Here is a 17,047-nt window from a genome sequence, read left to right on the forward strand (position 1 = left end):
GACCTCGATCGACTCCTACCCGATCAAGTCCTAAACGCCGACCTTCTCGGCGGAGCTGAACGTACCCGCCGGCTCGAAACGCCCCAGGACGTCGTCGGCCGGTTCGCCCGCGACCGCGCCGATGAAGCCGAGGACGTCGTCGCGGCTCTCCAACGTCAGCAGCGGGTTGGGATCCGACAGCAGTCCGAACAGCGCCGAGGCGACGTCGGCGTTGACCGCGGCAGCCGGGAACGACAGTTCCAGGTGCGTCGCGTAGTCCGGGTCGCCGAGGTACAGACGTGTCACCTCGACGGCCGCGCGGCCGCGCAACTCCCAGTACTTCTCGAACTGTTCGGTGAGCCACTCCGCGGTAAAAGGTTGCCCCGCATGCTCTTTCGCGGCCTTGACGAGTTCAGACGCCTGAATGAGAGCCCCCTGGGCACCCTGTCCGGCGACCGGGTCGACGGAGATGACGGTGTCGCCCAGTCCGGCGACCACGTGTCCGCCCCGGGTGGTGGCGACGGGCTTGCGGACGGTCGGCGTCACCGCGCCCTTCAGCCAGGAGAACGGATCTGCCTCGATGTTCTGCAGCGCCTCGACGGCCGGAGCGTCCTCCGGGAAGAACTCGGTGAAGATCTCGAGGAGGGCCGCCCGGGCGGACGCCGCGTCGTCGACCGCGTCGAACTTCGACGCCCAGGCCCCGTCGGGCTTGGCGAACACGATGAACGACCACGTCGGGCCGACGTCCTTGTGCAGAAACGGCCCGAGGTAGATCTCACCGTTTTGCGCGTCCAGATTGAAGATGGCGTTCTGCGCACCGTCGCGGTTGCGGTAGGCGAAGGCGTCGCCGGTGTGGTCGACGCCCTGCAGCGTGACCTGCAGCAGTCGGCGCTGCGGCTCGTCGTAGTGGGTGCGTTCGGTGTCGACGTCGAACAGCGAGGCCAGCCCGCCCTTGCCGGTGGCGACGAACGTGGCGTCGTGACCCGCGGCGATGCCGTCGAGCGCCTCGACGTCGACGGTGGTGACCTCGAACTTCCCACCGCGGTCGAGGAAGCGGCCGATGCGGTCGTCGGCGCGCAGTCGGACGTCGACCGACTGCGAGACGTAGTTGTAGTCGGGGTTGAACTCGAGGACGCGGGCCCGCTCATCGCCTTCGCCGGAGTACAGGCGCGTGCTGATGCCGGTCGTGTTGCCGACCGAATAGAGGTCTTCGATGATGTCGGCGTCGAAGTCGCGGGACCGCCCGAAGAGCACGGCCACGCCGGTCGGCGGGACCTCGTCGCGCAGGGCCGCGCGGGGCTTGTCGCTGTAGAGCGTGACGTCGAATCCGGCGTCGCGCAGGCCGAGTGCGGCGGTGGCTCCGGCGATGCCGGCGCCGACGATCGCGATCGATTGGGGGGTCTGGGACATGAATGATCCTTCGCAGTGGTGGACAGTCGGGGCGTTGCGATGTGCTGCCCGAGAGACTGCCCGGACATGTCGTCGGCGAGAAGAGTTACGAGCAGCGCGAACGAATCGCCGTGAACGAAACCCCGCCCGGTCCGGCGAACGGTCAATCGTCGCGCTCGCCATATTCTTCGCAGGGCGTACTAATCGGCTGAAAGCGTCAAAGTACGCTGCAGGGCGTGAGTTCCTCCGCACCGGTCACGTCGTCCGAGTACCGACTCGACCTCGACGGTCTGCGGGGCATCGCGATCGCGTTGGTCGCGATCTTTCACGTGTGGTTCGGCCGGGTGTCCGGCGGTGTGGACGTGTTCCTGACGCTGTCGGGCTACTTCTTCGTCGCGTCGCTGCTCAAACATGTGCTGGCGACGCAGACCCCGGCGGCGTCGTGGAGTCTGGCGATCAATCCCGGCCCACGGTTGTGGCGACTCGCGCGCCGGCTGCTGCCCGCATTGCTGCTGGTGTTGGTGGTCATCGTCGGGCTGATCGTCGTCGTGATGCCCACGACCCGGTGGGGTTCGCTGGCGTCGGAGGTCATCGCCAGTGCGCTGTACTACCAGAACTACGAGTTGGCGTTCGCGTCGCAGGAGTATTCGGCGGCGGGATCGGCGAACAGTCCGATGCAGCATCTGTGGTCGATGTCGACGCAAGGTCAGTTCTTCGTCGCGACGCTGATCTGCGGGTTGGCGCTCGGCGGAATGCTGAAGCTGCTCTCGACAAGGTTCGCAGTATTCCGCAACCCGACGGTCGTGCGCGGCATCGTCGGCGGGGCGCTGACGGTCGTGGCGGTGGCGTCGTTCGTGTGGGCCGACTACCGGCACGCGGTGAATCAGCCGTTCAACTATTACGACACCCTCGCCCGGTTGTGGGAACCGCTTGCCGGCGGCCTGCTCGCGGTGTGGATGCCACATGTGGCGCTACCGCGGTGGCTGCGGAATGCGCTCGGGGTGGTCGCACTCGCCCTCATCACGTGTTCGGGCTGGTTCATTGCGGGGGTACTGCAGTACCCGGGCGCACTCGCGCTGGTGCCCGTCGGATCGACTCTGCTCCTCATCTGGATCGGGTCGTCGGGAGCCGGGTCCGACGAGCCGCGACCGTTCGACGTCGACGCGCTGCTCGCTCATCCGTCGATCGTGTGGCTGGGGTCGGTCGCCTACGCGTTGTACCTCATTCACTGGCCGTTGCTCATCTTCTATCTGACTTGGCGCTATCAGGACGAGACGTCGTTCGTCGAGGGCACCGCCATTCTAGCGATCTCACTGCTCTTGGCCTGGGCCACAACGACATTCGTCGAGATTCCGTTGCGTGCCGGGCGGTCGTCGTTCTCCCGCGCCTACCGGGTGACGCTCGTCGTCGTGCTGGCCGCGGCGACCGCCGTCGCCGCCACCACCGTCGCTGTCTGGAAGTACAACTCGGCGCGCGCCACCGTGAACACGGCTGATCTGGATCCACGACTGTTCCCCGGCGCACGCGCACTGCTGTACGACGCCCCGGTGCCGCATCTGGCCCCGCAGCCCAGCCCCGACGTCGCTGAGAAGGACTGGCCGATCACCACCCGCGATTCGGCGATCAGCGGATGGCGCGACGAATCGATCAAGGTCGGCGTCTACGGCGACACGGCGGCCCAGCGCACCATCGCACTGGTCGGCGGCTCGCACGCCGAGCAATGGATCACCGCGCTCGACGCCGTCGGGAAGCAACGCGGCTTCCGCGTGACGACGTATCTGAAGGTCGGCTGCGCGCTCACCACCAGCCACGTGTTCATCTGGTTCGGCGAGAAGTATTACCAGTGCAATGCGTGGTCGAAGCGGGTGATGGACCGCCTCGCCGTCGACCGACCCGACGTCGTGTTCACCAACAGCACCCGCCCGGTCGAGGATCAGGGTCGGGGCGACTTCGTCCCGCAGGACTACCTCGACATCTTCGGCGAGTTCCGCGACCGCGGACAGCGCGTGGTCGCGATCCGCGACAATCCGTGGTCGACCGGTCGACGCAAGCCGCCGGAATGCCTCGCACAAGGACGTAAGCCGCAGGTGTGCGGCGTACCACGCGATCAGGCGATGGCCGCCGTCGACCCATCGAAGGCGATCGCCGCGGCCTTTCCCAACATGTCTTTTCTCGACTACACCGACGGGATGTGCTCACCGACGTACTGCTCGGCCATCGTCGGCAACATACTGCTGTGGCACGACTACCACCACCTCACCGCGACGTTCGTCCGATCGCTGACTCCGACGATCGACCGGGACCTGCGACGAATCCTCGCGTGGTGGTAGGCGCCGCCCTGCGACATTTAGTGGGACATCCCACAGAAATGCCATGCACAGGCACCTGCCAGACAGGACTGATAGCGTGGCAAAGTGTTACGCGGGTCTGACCTGCCGTGCAGGCACCCACCGCCGACTTGGAAGTGATTACCCAGAAGTTATGACGTTAGTTGCGCCCGATCACACCTCGCCGCAACCCGACGACGCTGCGTCCGTGAAGCCGAGCCCGACGACAGCTGTGCGCACGGGTGCCCGCAAGGCCTACCTTCATCACCTCGATCTGATCCGCGCGACGACGTTCTCGCTGGTCATCTTCGTCCATTGCCTGACTCAGACCACCAATGAGGAACTGAGCGTCGGTATCAACGCGACGTCGTTGCTGCTGCACTTCACCCGCAACACGTTCTTCGCCCTCACCGGCTTTGTACTGATGTACCAGAATTACGAGAAGCGGGACTTCAGCACGCTCGACTTCTGGCGCCGGCGCATCAAACTCGTCATCTTCCCGTACGTGATCTGGTCGACGGTGTACTTCGTGGTGACCGTGATGTGGGCGCAGGGCCGCATCGCCGACCTGCCCTTCAGCCTGCGCGAATACGTATGGAATCTGTCCTGGGGCCTGGCCGGCTTCCAGATGTACTTCTTGTTCGTGATGCTGCAGGTGTACTTGCTGTTCCCGGCGCTGCTGTGGGTGATTCGCAAGACAACCGGACATCACGGGGCGGTCCTCGCGATCAGCGCGGCACTGCAGGTGGTCCTGGTGTCCGCCTTCACGCACTGGCAGCCGACCGGCGCGCTGGGCACCGTGTGGTGGCACAACTACGCGACCTTCCTGCCCTACCAGTTCTTCGTCGTCTACGGGGCGATCGCCGCGGTGCATCGCGAGCGCATCGGCGAGTGGCTGCGCGGACGGGGATGGATCCTCGCGTCGGCACTGCTGATCACCGCGTCGCTGGCACTGGCCACCTACCTCATCCGGGTCTTCGTCGACGACCAGAAACCGCTGGAGGCGTCGAGCGCCTTCCAGCCGACGCTGATTCCGTTCCTCGTCGTCGCAATCGCCTGCCTGTATGCGGTGGCGCTGCACTGGAACAACCGATGGCGCGGGGGCACACCTCGGTTCGCCAAGGCGGTGTCGTGGGCGTCGAACCGTTCGTTCGGCGTGTTCCTCGCGCACGTCCTGGTGCTGTTCCTCATCCTGCGACCGGTCGCGGCGTCGGGCGGACCGTGGATGCTGGCCCATGTCCCGCAGCCGTTCGCGACCTTCGCCACCTACGCGCTGACCCTCGTCGGGTCACTGATCGTCGTCGAAGTGCTGCGCCGACTGCCCGGATCGATCTATCTGACCGGCCGTCCGCGGATGCCACTGCCGTCGCTGCGAGCGCTGTTGCGCCGCACATCGGCGCCCGCCGCGGACGTCACCGCCGACCAGAGTGCACGCGGATTGGCCAGCACCAGCTCGCGCCCATGATTGCGTACGACTGTCCATACCGGGCAGTCGCAACGCGCGACGACACCGGTCGCGTCGACGCCCATCGCACGGCATAGCGCGATCGCTCGATCGAGGTGGAAGTCCTGGGTGACGACCAGCACCGTGTCGGCGCCGAAGACCTCCCGCGCCCGCCGGCAGCTGGCCACGGTGTCGAAGCCGGCCGGGTCGTCGAGCATCGCCGAGGGCGGCAGTCCCCGCTCCAGCAAGTACCCGCGCATCACTGCGGGCTCGTTGCCCGCTGCCGCAGAGCCGTTGCCGGACAAGATGATTCGACGCAGAGCTCCGCGTCTCCAGAGGTCGACGGTAGTGTCCAGCCGACCGCGCACATAGTCGCCGGGCACACCGTCGGAGACGAGGGAACCCAATACCAGAGCCGTCCGCGGCGCGGCGGTGAGCCGATCGGCGTGCACGACGCGGCCGCTCGCGGCGACACCGACCCAGGTGAGCGCCACGGTGATGACGAGTTCGACGCCGATGAACACCGCCATCGTCGGGCGGATCAGCAGCGGCGACGACATGGGGCGGACGGTACCCGCGCCGGTGCCGATCTCGCCGAGTTGCACCCTGTGTCACACCCCCGACGTAGGGTTAGATCCTCGCACAGCTCCGCAGCACCCTGGGAGGGCCCAGTTCATGCAGTACATGCCTATCACCGCATCGATGTTCCTCATCGGCGAGACCCGCGAACAGCCGATGCATGTCGGCGGTCTGCAGTTGTTCATCCCTCGTGAGGGCCAGACCGCGGGCGAGCTGGCCGACGACATGATGGATGCGTTCGCGCTCGCCACCGATATCCAGTCGGACTTCCGCAAACGGCCGACGAAACCCTTCAGCCTGTTGGGCTCGGTGTCGTGGTCGTACGACGACGAGATCGACTTCGACTACCACGTCCGGCGCATCGCCCTACCCAAACCCGGCCGCGTCCGCGAACTGCTGCACTACGTCTCGCTCAACCATTCGACGCTGCTCGACCGCAACAAGCCGATGTGGGAGGCTCACCTGATCGAGGGGCTCGCCGACGGTCGGCTCGCGCTGTACACCAAGATCCACCACTCCGTCGTCGACGGCGTGACGGCGCTGCGCATCCTCGGGCGGACCCTGTCGGCGGATCCTGAGGATCGCAATGGAAAGGCGTTCTGGGACGCCGCACTCAAGAAGAAACGTCCACCGAAGCCCAAATCCGGTGTGGCACAGCAGATCACGGGTGCGATCAGCGGCGTCGCCGACGTCGCCAACCAGGTCGTCGGGATGGCACCGGCCAGCGCGCGCATCGCGTTGCGCGCGGTCACCGACCCCAACTACCTCTCCCCAACCCACGGCGCACCCAAGACGATCCTCGACGTCCCGATCGGCAGCGCCCGGCGCTTCGCCGCCCAGCAGTGGGAGACCGCCCGCCTGCAGGCCGTCGCCAAGGCGCTCGACATCACACTGAACGACGTCGTGCTCGCGATGTGCGGTGGCGCACTGCGCAACTATCTGATCGAGCAGGACGCGCTGCCCGACGCCCCGCTGCTCGCGGCGGTGCCGGTGTCGATGCACACCGGCGACGGCAAGGACGGCAATGCAGTGTCGGCGATCCTCGCCAATCTCGCGACCGACCAACCGGATCCGACCAAACGCCTCGCGCAGCTCACGGCGTCGACCAAGGCGAGCAAAGAGGTCATCCGCGGACTCAGCCCACTGCAAGCGCTGGCGCTGGGCGCGGCGAACGCGAGCTCGATGGCGTTCATGACCATTCCCGGCGTCGTCGAGTTCGCGCCGTCGCAGTTCAACATCATCATCTCCAACGTGCCCGGTCCCCAGCACGACCTCTACTGGAACGGCGCCCAGCTCGACGGCCTGTACCCGGTGTCGATCCCCAGTTCCGGGTGTGCGCTCAACATCACCATCACCTCCGCCGCCAAGTACATGGGCTTCGGTCTGATCGGAGCTCGCGCCGAGGTACCGAGCCTGCAGCGGCTGCTCACGCACCTCGACACCGCACTCGGTGAACTGGAGAAAGTCGCGGAGATCACATAGCGGCAGCATTGCCGCCAACAAGTTACCCGCGGGTAAGGTGACCTATGTAACGCATCGCCTGTTCACGGGTGAAGTTAGGTCAACCTTGGCAGCGCCGAACTCGCGCTAGGCCTTACGGTTACCTGTGACGACGTTGCGTCGTAGCAACGTGGCGTCGAGGATTCGACGACCGATCCGACCAGCTCGCGGACGGTCGACCTCGACACCTCAGGACCGAACAGAAAGGCCGGGTAGACCGAAGTGAACGCCACGACGATCACCATTGGCTCCATAGCTGCCCTCATCAGCCTCGGCTGCTGGGCATTGTTCCTCAGCGGAGTCTGGAACATGGTCCGCGCCATCGCGCAGGGTCAGAAGACCGACGGCAGTCGATACTGGCCCGTGCTGCCGCGCATGATGACGATGCTCAAAGAATTCGTCGGGCACACCCGCATGGTGAAATTCCGCTCGGTCGGCTGGGCGCACTGGCTGGTCATGTTCGGCTTCCTGATCGGCTTCGTCTTCTGGTTCGAGGCGTACGGACAGATCTTCGATCCGGAGTTCCACTGGCCGATCATCGGCGCCTGGAGCATCTACATCTTCGCCGACGAAGTGCTCGGTTTGGCGACCGTGATCGGCATCGTCGCGCTGATCGTCATTCGCCAGCTCAACCATCCGCGCGTTCCCGAGCGACTGTCGCGCTTCTCCGGCTCGCGCTTCAACGCCGCCTACTTCGTCGAGGCCGTGGTGCTGGTCGAGGGTCTCGGCATGATCTTCGTGAAGACCTTCAAGATCTCTAGCGGGCTGGAGAATCCGCCGATCTGGACGTCGTTCTTCACTCACTACTTCGCTCAGCTCTTCGACGGATCGTCGGAGTACTGGGTCACCGCGGCCGCCGTCGTGAAGCTGATGAGCGGCATGATCTGGCTGGCCGTCGTCGGACGCAACATCGACTGGGGCGTCGCCTGGCACCGCTTCGCCGCGTTCTTCAACATCTATCTCAAGCGTGAGGCCGACGGCGGCGTCGCGCTGGGTGCGCTCAAGCCCATGGAAAGCCAGGGCAAAGTCCTGGAGATGGACACCGCCGACCCCGACGTCGACGCCTTCGGTGCAGGCAAGGTCGAAGACTTCTCCTGGAAGGGCTGGCTGGACTTCACCACCTGCACCGAATGCGGCCGCTGCCAGAGTCAGTGCCCCGCATGGAACACCGGAAAGCCGCTGTCGCCCAAGCTGCTGATCATGTCGCTGCGCGATCACGCTCAGGCCAAGGCGCCGTACCTGATCGCCGGCGGCAGCAAGGACTTGGGCGGCGACGAGATCGGTCTCGTCGACGCCGACGGCAACGTCTTGCAGGACAAGCTCGACGCCATTCCCGCTGCCGCTCGCGCCGAAGCCGAGCGCAAACTCGTCGGCGCGAGCGCCGGCTCCGGCATCGTCGACGACGCGCTGGGCGCGGTCATCGATACCGAGACCCTGTGGAGCTGCACCACGTGCGGCGCCTGCGTCGAGCAGTGCCCGGTCGACATCGAGCACGTCGACCACATCGTCGACATGCGTCGCTACCAGGTGCTGATCGAGTCCGACTTCCCGTCGGAACTCGCCGGTCTGTTCAAGAACCTGGAGAACAAGGGCAACCCGTGGGGGCAGTCGCCGTCGGCGCGCACCGCGTGGATCGATGAGATGGACATCGAGATCCCGGTCTACGGCAAGGACGTCGAGTCCTTCGAGGGCTTCGAGTACCTCTTCTGGGTCGGCTGCGCCGGCGCCTACGAGGACCGCGCGAAGAAGACCACCAAGGCCGTCGCCGAACTGCTCGACGTCGCCGCGGTCAACTTCCTGGTCCTCGGTCAGGGCGAGACGTGTACCGGCGACTCCGCCCGCCGCGCGGGCAACGAGTTCCTGTTCCAGATGCTCGCGCAACAGAACATCGAACAGTTCGACGAACTCTTCTCCACCGCTCCGGCGCAGCGCAAGAAGATCGTCGTGACCTGCGCACACTGCTTCAACGCGCTGAGCAATGAGTACCCGCAGGTCGACTCCGAGCGGGGCAAGTTCGAGGTCGTGCACCACACGCAGTTGCTCAACCGCCTCGTTCGGGAGAAGCGCCTGGTACCGGTCGCACCCGTCGACGGGCAGACGGTCACCTACCACGACCCGTGCTACCTGGGTCGCCACAACAAGGTCTATGACGCGCCGCGTGAACTGATGGAGGCGTCGGGCTCGACGCTCACCGAGATGCCGCGCCACGGCGAACGGTCGATGTGCTGTGGCGCCGGCGGCGCCCGCATGTGGATGGAAGAGCAGATCGGTAAGCGCATCAACGTCGACCGCGTGGACGAGGCGCTCGACACCCTGGGGGCGCAGAGCGGACCGTCGGGTGCGAGCGGCCAGGCCGCCGCGGGCACCAAAATCGCGACCGGCTGCCCGTTCTGCCGCGTGATGCTCACCGACGGTGTCACCGCGAGGACCAGCGGTACCGAGCTGGAAGACAAGGTCGAGGTGATCGACGTCGCGCAGATGCTGCTCGAAGGCGTACGCCGCGGCCAGACCACCGAAGTCAAGCGTGGTGGACGGTTCCTCGGACCGGCGTCGGTCGCGGTTGCCGCGGCGCCCGCCGTCGTCGAAGAGGTTGTGGAGAAGGCCGCTCCGGCCGCAGCGGCTCCGGCGGCGTCGGGCGGCGCACCCAAGCCGAAGGTCGGGCTGGCGATGAAGGGCGGCTTGAAGAAGCCGGGTGGCGCTGCCGCGGCAGCTCCGGCTCCGGCCGCTGCGCCGGCTGAGAAGAAGCCCGCCGCAAAGGGATTCGGCATGGCAGCCGGCAAGAAGCCCGGCGCTGCAGCCGCGGCGCCGGCAGGCGAGGCCGCACCGGCCGCCGCGCCAGTCGAAAAGAAGCCCGCCGCAAAGGGATTCGGCATGGCAGCCGGTAAGAAGCCGGGTGCTGCGGCTCCGGCCGCTGCCGCTGCAGCAGCAGCCGCCACACCCGCTGCCGAGGCTGCGCCGGCCGAAAAGAAGCCCGCCGCAAAGGGATTCGGCATGGCAGCCGGCAAGAAGCCCGGTGTGGGAACGAAGCCCGCCGCTGCGGCTGCGGCTCCGGCTGCTGCGGCTCCGGCGGAAGCGTCCGCCGCCGCTGCTGCTCCCGCATCGACCACCGAGGCCACTCCGGCGAAGGCCAAGGGCTTCGGCATGGCCGCCGGCAAGAGGCGCCCCGGCGGACCGGGCGCGCCGGTCGGTGCTGCCGTTGCGGCTCCGGCCGCAGAAGTTGCATCGTCCGAGGCTCCCGCGGTCGCCGAACCCGTAGTCGCTGATGCTCCGGCAGCTGAGCCTGTCGCAGTGGCAGACGCGCCTGCCGCCGCCACGACGACGGCTACCACCGCCAAGGCCAAGGGCTTCGGCATGGCCGCGGGCAAGAGGCGCCCCGGCGGACCGGGCGCGCCGGTCGGTGCTGCACCGGCTGCTGCCGCACCTGCGGCAGTCGCTGAGCCGGAACCCGAGGTCGCAGCCCCCGCTGCGGAGACCGCGGCTCCCGTTGCCGAGGCCGAACCTGCGACCCCCGCACCCGAGACCGCAGCCCCCGCTGTCGAGGCCCCGGCGTCGACCCAGGTCACAACTGAGGCGACAGTCGCCAAGGCCAAGGGCTTCGGCATGGCCGCCGGCAAGAGGCGCCCCGGCGGACCGGGCGCGCCGGTTGGTGCTGCACCGGCTGCTGCCGCGCCTGCGGCAGTCGCTGAGTCGGAACCCGAGGCCGCAGCCCCCGCTGTGGAGGCCGAACCTGCGACCCCCGCTGTGGAGGCCGCACCTGCGACCCCCGCTGCGGAGACCGCGGCCCCCGCTGTCGAGGCCCCGGCGTCGACCCAGGTCACAACTGAGGCGACAGTCGCCAAGGCCAAGGGCTTCGGCATGGCCGCTGGCAAGAGGCGCCCCGGCGGTCGCTGACACCCGAACACTCGAAGCCCCGGACGTCTCGGCGTCCGGGGCTTCGACTTTGTCGACGTTCTTGCGCCGACACGCCGTCGAACAATCGCAATAACGTCGAGAAAGTCCTCGGTGGAACCGGATCGCTACGTCGTCGCGTCCAAAGGTGATGATCGAACTGTCGAAAAGCCTCGCCGGCGGATACACGCCGTACGAGGTGCGAACCCGATTCGCATCCATCTATCGCGGTGTTCGCGCACCAGCGGGTCTGGACGTCGAATTGAAACAGCGCGTCGACGCGCTGTTGACGCTTTTCCCCGACGCGGTGGTGGGAGGGTGGACCGCGGCGCGACTGCATCGGGTGCCCTATGCGGCCGGACATCCACCCGAGATCGTCCTGCCTCGGCGGAGACCTCGCGACAACGTCGTCATGCGTCACGAAGCGTTACCCGACAGCGACATCGTCGTCGTCCGCGGTTATCGGTGCACCTCGCCGGAACGGACGGCCGCCGACCTCGCCTGGCACCTGCCGAAAGACCGGGCGATCGCCGCGGTCGACCAGTGTGTTCGACGCCTGCACGACGGCAGTCAGGTCACGACCGTCGATGCGATTCGACGCTTCGTCGACGAGTCTCGCTACTTTCACCGCGGCGCGGTGATCCATGATGTCCTCGACGAGGTCGACGGACGAGCCGAATCATTCTGGGAGACATATGCTCGACTTCTCTTGCACCGCAACGGCTTAGACCTCTTCGTTCCGCAGATCCACGTACTCGGTGATCGATTTCGAGTAGATCTGGGCGCCGGCGAGTATCGCGTCGCCGTCGAGTACGACGGCGCCCACCACCGCGATGGGCCCCAGCACGCACGCGACATCGACCGGTGGAACGCGCTCCAGCAAGACGCTGACTGGGAACTGATCCCGGCGTGCAAGACGACGATCGCCTACCACGGTGATCAGCTTCTCCACCGAGTCCGCAACGCATTGCGACGCAGGGGGTGGCCCGGTTAGCAACTTTATCGACGTTGTTGCGCCGACACGCCGTCGAACAATCGCAACAACGTCGAGAAAGTTTCGGATGCGACGCTGGACCGGTGACCGATCTCCCCGCGGGCGGCATTCCCGTCGACCCCGACGACTGCGACCGGCGCTGGCAGCCGTGGACTCCCAACGAGATCGCCACCCGCCTCGACGGATGCGCCGCGTCGTGGTGCGTCGTCGGCGGGTGGGCGATCGACATGTTCCTCGGGGCGTCCACCCGACCGCACGACGACGTCGAAATCGCCGTTCCCCGTGGACAATTCGATGCGCTGGCCGCACACTTCGGCGACGCTCGGTGGGACGTCGTCGGATCGGGACTTCGTTGGTCGTTCGACGAGGTCGGCGACGACGAGCGCCTGCATCAGACGTGGTTATGCGACCCGACGTCGGGCGCCTATCACCTCGACGTTTTCCGCGAGCCACATGACGACGACACCTGGATCTGCCGATTCGACCCGTCGATAACGCTGCCGTACGACGACTTGATCCGATTCACCCGCCACGGCATCCCCTACGCGACACCAGAAGTGGTGCTGCTGTTCAAGTCTCGTGCGCCCCGCCCGAAGGATCGGCAGGACTTCGCCGCAGTCCTACCCCACCTGTCGGGCACCCAGCGTCGCAGACTCGGGGACTGGATACGCCGCAATCCAGAGCACCGAACAATAGATTTGCCCGGGCTGTCACAATTGAACTCGTGAGTAGACCGCATGTATCGCACCTGAACCAGAACCTCAAGCCGTTGGAGCAGTCCCTCAAGCTGCAGAACGTCTGCTACGAGATCCGCGGACCGGTACATGCACACGCGGCGCAGTTGGAGGCCGAAGGGCATCGCATCCTGAAGCTGAATATCGGCAACCCGGCCCTGTTCGGCTTCGAGGCGCCCGACGTCATCATGCGCGACATGATTCACGCCCTGCCGTACTCGCAGGGGTACAGCGATTCGGCGGGCGTGCTGTCGGCTCGACGCGCCGTCGTGACACGCTACGAAACCATCGACTTCCCCTACTTCGACGTCAACGACGTATTGCTCGGCAACGGTGTGTCCGAGCTGATCACCATGACGATGCAGGCGTTGCTCAACGACGGCGACGAAGTGCTGATTCCCGCGCCCGACTATCCGCTGTGGACGGCCATGACCACGCTGTCGGGCGGAACGCCGGTGTACTACAACTGCGACGAGGCCAACGACTGGAACCCCGACGTCGCCGATATCGAAGCCAAGATCACTCCGCGCACCAAGGCACTGCTGGTCATCAACCCCAACAATCCGACCGGCGCCGTCTACTCGCGCGAGGTGTTGGAGAAGATCACCGAGGTGGCGCGCAAGCATTCGCTGCTGCTGCTCGCCGACGAGATCTACGACAAGATCCTCTACGACGATGCCGAGCACATCTCGATCGCCTCGCTCGCCCCGGACCTGCTGTGTCTGACGTTCAACGGTCTGTCGAAGGCGTATCGCGTCTGCGGGTACCGCGCGGGCTGGCTGGCGATCACCGGGCCGAAGGACCACGCGAAGGGTTTCATCGAGGGCCTCAACATACTCGCGTCGACGCGCCTGTGCTCCAACGTTCCGGGCCAGCACGCCATTCAGGTGGCTCTCGGCGGGTATCAGAGCATCGACGCCCTGGTGCAACCCGGCGGTCGGCTGCTCGAGCAGCGCAATGTCACTTGGGAGAAGCTCAACGAGATCCCCGGCGTCAACTGCGTGAAGCCGATGGGCGCGCTGTACGCGTTCCCAAGTCTCGACCCCGAGGTCCACGAGATCCATAACGACGAACTCTTCGTGCAGGATCTCCTGCTGAAAGAGAAGATCCTGATCGTGCAGGGAACCGGCTTCAACATGCCCGACCATCGGCATTTCCGGATCGTGACGCTTCCCTATGCCCGCGATCTGATCGACGCCGTGGAACGCATCGGCAACTTCCTCGCGTCATATCGTCAGTGACGCGCATCGTCGCACCGACGGGCGACGGTCCAGCTTGAGGGCGTGTCTCCCAATCTCAACCGGGAATTGGGAGACACGCCCTCGTCGTCTGAGTAGTTGCCGAGTCAGGACACCGGGCTCGGCTGCCGGTGCATATGATCCTTGACCTGCTTCAAGATGAGTTCGGCCAGCTCGTGGATCTGGTCCCGGGAGCGCAGCGCACGTGACTGCGCGCACAGGAACACGGTGTTGATCGGCGGCTCGGGCGGATCGACGAGCTTCACGAGTTCACCGGTTGCCACCTCATTCGCCACCAGGTAGCTCGGCAGCACGCTGATCCCGAATCCGCTGCGGACGGCGGCTTTCACCGACAACAGGTCGGGTACCAGCAGCGTCGCGTCGAAGATCGGTTCCGCGTTCATCACGGTGTTCCAGTAGCGCCGGATGATCGACAGTTCGCGGTTGTATGCGACGAACGACGCCTTCGACAAGGTCGACAAGGATGCGTGGCGATCCACGGATCCGGGCCTGCCGACGAGCCAGAATTCCTCGTCGGCCAGCGGCCACGCCCGGATGTCGCGGCCGCGCGGTCGAATGGTTGAGATCGCCAGATCGAGCTTGTCGGACTCGAGGTCTTCCAGTAACCGGCTCGACTGGCCGAACGCCACCGACAGCTGTGGAAGGTCGGCGGCGACGGGTCCGAGCGCCGGGATCACGCAGCTGGTCATGAAGTCGAACGGGCCGCCGATCGACACTGACCGCACCGGCTTGCCGGGCACCACCTCGCCGGAGATGAAGCGGTCGATGCGATCGAGTTGATCGCCCAGCGTCGCGGCGGTCTCGTGTGCGAATGGAGTCGGTTCCACGCCGTTCGCGGACCGGATGAACAGCGGGGTGCCGAACCAGCGTTCCAGCGAGCCGATGTGATTGGTAACGGTCGGCTGCGACATCGAGATCTGCCGCGCGGCGTCGCTGAATGAACCGGAGCGGTACACCGCAAGGAACGTACGGAGCTGATCGAGCGACGGCTTACGACTGTTGGTCACATCACAATTCTGCCAGGTGAACTTTGAGGCGCTGTCACCACATGCGATTTACCAGCATGAATATCTGCTCCTGAGCGAGCTATAAGAATTGTTATTCCTGCCCGTGAAAGGCCTGATCGGCACCCTTGCCTCAATCAGGTAACAGCTGTGATCGTAAACAACATCACCGCTGACAAATCCCTTCTCGTCAGTGACCGCCAGTCCACAATCAGAGCCCGTCGGGGGTTAGGAACTAACTAGATGCGCCCTCTCAGCAGCAGCCCGGTACGCGTCGCCAACGCCCCCGCGGTACCCGCGTCACCGGCCGCCGTCGTAGCCGGTGTCGGACGCGACGGCGTGGTCTCGTGGCAGGCCAGGCTCGCCCGCAACATCGCCGTCACCGACGCCGCAGCGATCACGGTGGCACTGGTGTCGGCGCACCTGCTGCGCTTCGGCTTCGGCGTGCCGCACGATGTCGCCCGCGCCGTCCTCACCATCTGCCTCGGCTTCGTCTGGTTCGTCGCACTCGGCTCCAACAACTCGCGTGACCCGTTTGTCATCGGCTCGGGTATTGAGGAGTTCCGTCGGGTGCGCAACGCGTCGATCCTTCCGTTCTTCCTGTTCGCCGCCGCCGAGTTGTGGCTCAAGGCCGACTTCGCCCGCATCTTCGTGATGCTGGCACTGCTGGTCGGTTTCGCGCTGATCAACGTCGGCCGCTATGCGTGGCGCCGGTCGCTGTGGCGCCACCGCGCTGCCGGCCACAGCACCACCCGAACCATCGTGCTGGGCGCCGACTCGGCGACCATCGCCCTCGCCGAGAGCCTGTCGCACGACCATCACGCCGGCATGGAGGTCGTCGGAGCCTGCATCCCCGGCTATCTCGGCGCACCGGGGGCCACCTTGCGGCTGTCCACCACCGAGATCCCGATCCTCGGCGACGAGACCCAACTGGTCGAGGCAGTGCGCGCCACCGGCGCCGACGTCGTCGCAGTCACCGCCTCCGAAGCGCTCGACAGCGGCCGCCTGAAGGAATTGACCTGGGAGCTCGACGGCACCGACACCCGCCTGGTCCTCGCCCCCGGCCTGCTCGACATCGCCGACAACCGTCTGCGCGTCACCAGCACGACGGTCGGCACGTCGTTGATTCACGTGGAACGCCCGCAGTACCGCAAGAGCGCGTCGGTCCTCAAGACCGCGTTCGACCGCACCGCTGCAATCGCACTGCTGATCTTCTTGGCTCCGGTGCTGGTCGCCGTGGCCGCCGCCGTCAAGTTCACCAGCCGCGGTCCGATCTTCTACACCGCCGATCGCATCGGCGCATCGGGCATCGCCTTCCCGATGGTCAAGTTCCGCTCGATGTACGTCGACGCCGACAAGCGCAAGACCGAACTCGCCGCCCAGAACGAGGCCGACGGCCCGCTGTTCAAGATGCGCGATGATCCGCGGGTCACCGCCGTCGGCAAGGTCATCCGCCGGTTCTCGCTCGACGAGCTGCCCCAGTTGTTCAACGTCCTGGCCGGTCAGATGAGCCTCGTCGGACCGCGCCCGCATCTGGAGCAGGAAGTGGCGCTGTACACCACCGAGAGCGAACGTCGGATGCTGGTTCGCCCGGGGCTGACCGGTCTGTGGCAGGTCAGCGGACGCTCGGATCTGTCCTGGGACGAGTCGATCGGCCTCGACCTCTACTACGTGGAGAACTGGTCCATCCTGCTCGACATGTACATCCTCGCCAAGACTCTCAAGGCCGTCACCTCCAGCGACGGCGCCTACTGAGCGACTCGGCCACCGGCGCCGCTGGGCGGGACAGTGAATCGTCCCGCCCAGCGGCGCTTTGCCTTTCGCCGCATCTGGCACGATGGCCGGCCTGTTGAAGTCGCCCGGCGGAGTCTGGCCGACGGTGGCGGTGGTCGGATTCGAAACTGGCACTTGAGATTCGGCGAGGGATGATCCACCTCGGCGTCGATGAGG

General features: G+C 66.1%; 10 protein-coding genes and 1 pseudogene. 8 read left to right on the forward strand and 3 right to left on the reverse strand.

Going from position 1 to position 17,047, the window contains the following annotated elements:
• Positions 1 to 30 precede the first annotated feature (30 nt).
• A complete protein-coding gene (locus HH308_RS16815) occupies positions 31 to 1,389 on the reverse strand; it encodes a styrene monooxygenase/indole monooxygenase family protein (protein ID WP_170195382.1) in 1,359 nt (452 codons plus the stop codon).
• A gap of 215 nt (positions 1,390 to 1,604) precedes the next feature.
• Between HH308_RS16815 and HH308_RS16820 the strand changes: the two genes are divergently transcribed.
• Positions 1,605 to 3,698 carry an acyltransferase family protein gene (locus HH308_RS16820; protein WP_312870649.1) on the forward strand — a complete coding sequence of 698 codons (2,094 nt, stop codon included), beginning with the start codon at positions 1,605 to 1,607 and terminating at the stop codon, positions 3,696 to 3,698.
• Positions 3,699 to 3,849: 151 nt separating this feature from the next.
• A pseudogene (locus tag HH308_RS16825) lies at positions 3,850 to 5,061 on the forward strand (acyltransferase); the annotation flags it as partial.
• On the opposite strand, the gene HH308_RS16830 reads toward HH308_RS16825, so the two are convergent.
• Entirely contained in the window at positions 5,028 to 5,699 is a 672-nt protein-coding gene (locus HH308_RS16830) for a SanA/YdcF family protein (RefSeq protein WP_246284660.1), read from the reverse strand. The pseudogene HH308_RS16825 and the gene HH308_RS16830 overlap by 34 nt on opposite strands.
• Positions 5,700 to 5,814: 115 nt before the next feature.
• Between HH308_RS16830 and HH308_RS16835 the strand changes: the two genes are divergently transcribed.
• From HH308_RS16835 to HH308_RS16855, 5 genes are all read left to right on the forward strand, one after another.
• Complete coding sequence (locus HH308_RS16835; RefSeq protein ID WP_170195384.1) at positions 5,815 to 7,200, forward strand: WS/DGAT/MGAT family O-acyltransferase; 1,386 nt, start codon at positions 5,815 to 5,817, stop codon at positions 7,198 to 7,200.
• 240 nt (positions 7,201 to 7,440) lie between these two features.
• Positions 7,441 to 11,109 carry a (Fe-S)-binding protein gene (locus HH308_RS16840; protein WP_170195385.1) on the forward strand — a complete coding sequence of 1,223 codons (3,669 nt, stop codon included), beginning with the start codon at positions 7,441 to 7,443 and terminating at the stop codon, positions 11,107 to 11,109.
• A gap of 148 nt (positions 11,110 to 11,257) precedes the next feature.
• Positions 11,258 to 12,100: a type IV toxin-antitoxin system AbiEi family antitoxin gene (locus HH308_RS16845; protein WP_512698889.1), complete on the forward strand. Its 843-nt coding sequence runs from the start codon at positions 11,258 to 11,260 to the stop codon at positions 12,098 to 12,100.
• Between the two features lie 83 nt (positions 12,101 to 12,183).
• Entirely contained in the window at positions 12,184 to 12,828 is a 645-nt protein-coding gene (locus HH308_RS16850; protein ID WP_170195387.1) for a nucleotidyltransferase domain-containing protein, read from the forward strand.
• Positions 12,825 to 14,075: a pyridoxal phosphate-dependent aminotransferase gene (locus HH308_RS16855; protein ID WP_170195388.1), complete on the forward strand. Its 1,251-nt coding sequence runs from the start codon at positions 12,825 to 12,827 to the stop codon at positions 14,073 to 14,075. The genes HH308_RS16850 and HH308_RS16855 overlap by 4 nt, the downstream gene beginning before the upstream one ends.
• A gap of 104 nt (positions 14,076 to 14,179) precedes the next feature.
• Here the strand turns inward: HH308_RS16855 and HH308_RS16860 are convergent, their stop codons facing one another.
• Positions 14,180 to 15,100 carry a LysR family transcriptional regulator gene (locus HH308_RS16860; protein ID WP_170195389.1) on the reverse strand — a complete coding sequence of 307 codons (921 nt, stop codon included), beginning with the start codon at positions 15,098 to 15,100 and terminating at the stop codon, positions 14,180 to 14,182.
• Between the two features lie 240 nt (positions 15,101 to 15,340).
• Between HH308_RS16860 and HH308_RS16865 the strand changes: the two genes are divergently transcribed.
• Entirely contained in the window at positions 15,341 to 16,852 is a 1,512-nt protein-coding gene (locus HH308_RS16865; protein WP_170195390.1) for a sugar transferase, read from the forward strand.
• Positions 16,853 to 17,047: the final 195 nt, after the last annotated feature.

The organism is Gordonia asplenii (genome assembly GCF_012933505.1).
In the GTDB taxonomy this organism is placed as follows: domain Bacteria; phylum Actinomycetota; class Actinomycetes; order Mycobacteriales; family Mycobacteriaceae; genus Gordonia; species Gordonia asplenii.